This is a genomic window from uncultured Porphyromonas sp. (assembly GCF_934359325.1).
In the GTDB taxonomy this organism is placed as follows: Bacteria; Bacteroidota; Bacteroidia; order Bacteroidales; family Porphyromonadaceae; genus Porphyromonas_A.
The window spans coordinates 1-3,132 of sequence record NZ_CAKRLH010000193.1 but is presented as its reverse complement, the minus strand read 5'-3'; the positions used below and the strand labels follow the sequence as shown (position 1 = coordinate 3,132).

Sequence of the window (3,132 nt, the reverse complement as noted above, 5' to 3'; positions counted from 1 at the left end):
GATGGCTTGATCTCCTCGACATTGAGCTTATCCAGCATCTTCTTGCGCGAGGTGGTCTGCTTACTCTTGGCCACGTTGGCGGAGAAGCGACGGATGAATTCCTCCAGCTCCTTCTTCTTCTCCTCCATCTTCTTATTTTGCTGTTGGAGCTGCTTCAGCGCCAGCTGACTGCTCTCGTACCAGAAGTCATAGTTACCCGGATAGAGAGTCACCTTACCATAGTCAATATCTACAGTGTCGGTGCAGACCGCATTGAGGAAGTGTCGGTCGTGACTGACGATCAAGACGGTATTGTCAATATCCTGGAGGTAGTCCTCCAGCCATGCCACCGTGTCGATGTCGAGGTCGTTGGTCGGCTCATCGAGGAGCAGGTTATCGGGCTTGCCAAAGAGGGCACGTGCTAGGAGGACCCGCACCTTCTGCTTACCATTGAGGTTGGCCATCAGTTCTCCGTGGAGCTCCTCCGGGATGCCGAGTCCACTCAGCAGCTGAGCCGCGTCACTCTCCGCATTCCACCCCTCCATAAGGGCAAACTTCTCCTCCAGCTCTGCCGCACGGATGCCGTCAGCGTCAGAGAAGTCCTCCTTGGCATAAAGCGCATCCTTCTCCTCCTTCACTGCCCAGAGGGTACTATGTCCCTGCATGACGGTATTGAGCACCGTCTCATCGTCAAAGGCGAAGTGGTCCTGCGACAGCACGGAGAGTCGCTCACTGGATCCAAAGGTAATGGTGCCTCTCGTGGGTGATAGCTCTCCACTGATCATACGGAGCAGGGTAGACTTCCCTGCACCATTAGCACCGATGACACCATAGCAATTCCCCGGGAGGAATTTCAGATTAACATCCTTAAAGAGGGTCTTCCCTCCAAATTGTATGGCGAGATCGTTGACTTCAATCATTCCTAATCATCCTATAATTAACGTGGGCGACAAAGGTATCAAAATTTGTCTATTTCACTCAGCCACATATCAGCCGAGGCATCGCTCGGCATACGCCAGCAGCCTCTCGGGGAGAGTGAGACCGCTCCCACCTTAGGTCCGTCCGGGCTACAGTTACGCTTGAATTGCTGGGAGATAAAGCGCTTCACGAAGATCTTCATCCACTCCTTGAGCTGCTCCTTCGTGTAGTCATCTCCAAAGGCATTCTGAGCTAGGTAGAGGATCTTAGCAGGAGAGTAGGCACTGTAGATCATATGGAAGATAAAGAAGTCATGTACCTCGTATGGTCCGATCAGTTCCTCGGTACGCTGAGTGATCCGTCCCTCCTCGGGGGAGGTGGAGGTAAGCTCCGGCGAGACCGGCGTGGCCACGATGTCGAGCAAGACCTTCCTCAGCTCCGGCGATACATCCGGTTGCCCGGCGAAGTGAGTGACGATCATCTGCACGCTGGTCTTGGGGATCGAAGCATTGACGCCATACATACTCATATGGTCGCCATTGTAGGTACACCAGCCAAGAGCCAGCTCCGAGAGATCTCCGGTACCGATGACGATGCCGCCCTCCATATTTGCCAGATCCATCAGTATCTGAGTCCGCTCGCGTGCCTGGGCATTCTCGTAAGTAGTGTCCTGCGTCTCAGCATCGTGACCGATCAGTCTCAGATGATCCATGGCGGCTGCACTGATAGGTATCTCACGGCTATCGATATCCAGGAGCTCCATCAGCTTGTCCGCATTGGACTTCGTGCGATCGCTCGTTGCCTCGGCAGGCATCGTCACGCCGATGATCTGGCGAGTAGAGAGTCCGAGTACCTTACAGGCACGGCAGCAGACGAGTAGTGCCAGCGTACTATCCAGTCCACCACTCACACCGATGACCATCTTCGGATTATTGAGATGACGAAGGCGCTGCATGAGACCGGTCACCTGGATCTTAAATATCTCATCACTTCGCTCCTCAAGGTCCACGGTGCCGGGCATAAAGGGATTGCGCTCCACAGGACGTGTCATCACGTAGTCATCATCCTGCTCGGAGAGATCAAAGGGGACGACCATCAGTTTCTCTGTCGCATACTTCGTAGCCGCAGTGCGGAAGGTACTATTGAGCATCCGCTCAGTCCTGATGCGTGCGATGTCAATATCGCTGACGATCAGCTTCTCACTCAGATCAAAGCGCTCCATCTCCTTCAGGATCGTTCCATTCTCTGCAATAAAGCCCTTGCCGGTGTAGACCAGGTCTGTCGAGCTCTCACCGTGACCACAGCTACTGTAGACATATCCATTGATGGCCTGGGAGGAGAGCCCGGAGATCAGCGCACGGAGGTAAGAGTTTTTCCCGGCATTCTCATTACTTGCCGAGAGATTGAAGATAATGTGAGCCCCATGGAGCGACAGGCGGACCCCCGGTGTGATCGGTGCCCACATATCCTCACAGATCTCCACCCCGATACCGACGTCCTTATGACGGAAGATCAGGTCGTGACCTATCGGCACCTCCTGATCCCCGATCTCTATCGTCGAGTAGGCGAGCTCATAAGAGCTGGAGAACCAGCGCTTCTCCTGAAACTCTCGGTAATTAGGTAAGAAAGTCTTCGGGATGGCACCCAAGATACGCCCTCCCTGAATACCGACGGCGGCGTTGTAGAGCTTCTCCTCTGCCCTCAGAGGCATACCGACGAAGAAGAGTATGTCAGTATCCGCAGTACGATTGGCAAGCTCAAGCACCGCCTCCTCCGCCTGCTCCAGCAGGAAGGGTTGTAGCAGGAGATCGCCGGCGGTGTATCCGGTAATCGACAACTCAGGGAAGCCAAGGACCTCCACCTTCTGTTCCACAGCGCGTCTAACGAGAGCCTCGATCCGATCAATGTTGTAGAAGCAGTCAGCAACGCGCACAAAGGGAGCGGCAGCAGCCACCTTGATGTATCCGTATTTCATAACTTAATGTAGGTAAGTAGTGAGAGAGACCAGACGGTTAAGCTTGGTGAGTGTGGGTCTCTTCCTCGTCAAAGTTACCCCTTTACTCTCACTTACCCAAGTCCTCTACAAGGGCTGATACGTTTGAGACTCGTCCATCAGCAGCGTAACCGCATCCGCAAGGATGCCCGCTCCATAGGCATCGGTCGAGCCAAGAAACGGCGAAGACCGATGTATGAGAGTTTCTTTCGTGTCCCGACCCCTTGCGGGTCGGCGTCTCA

Annotated in this window: 2 protein-coding genes; both read right to left on the bottom strand. The window is 54.2% G+C overall.

The features are described from left to right. A partial coding sequence (locus Q0F21_RS06750) for an ATP-binding cassette domain-containing protein (protein ID WP_297238532.1) occupies positions 1–899 on the bottom strand: 899 nt, incomplete at its 3' end. Positions 900–937: 38 nt separating this feature from the next. Next, entirely contained in the window at positions 938–2,872 is a 1,935-nt protein-coding gene (locus Q0F21_RS06745) for an NAD(+) synthase (protein WP_297238530.1), read from the bottom strand. Between the last annotated feature and the right edge of the window lie 260 nt (positions 2,873–3,132).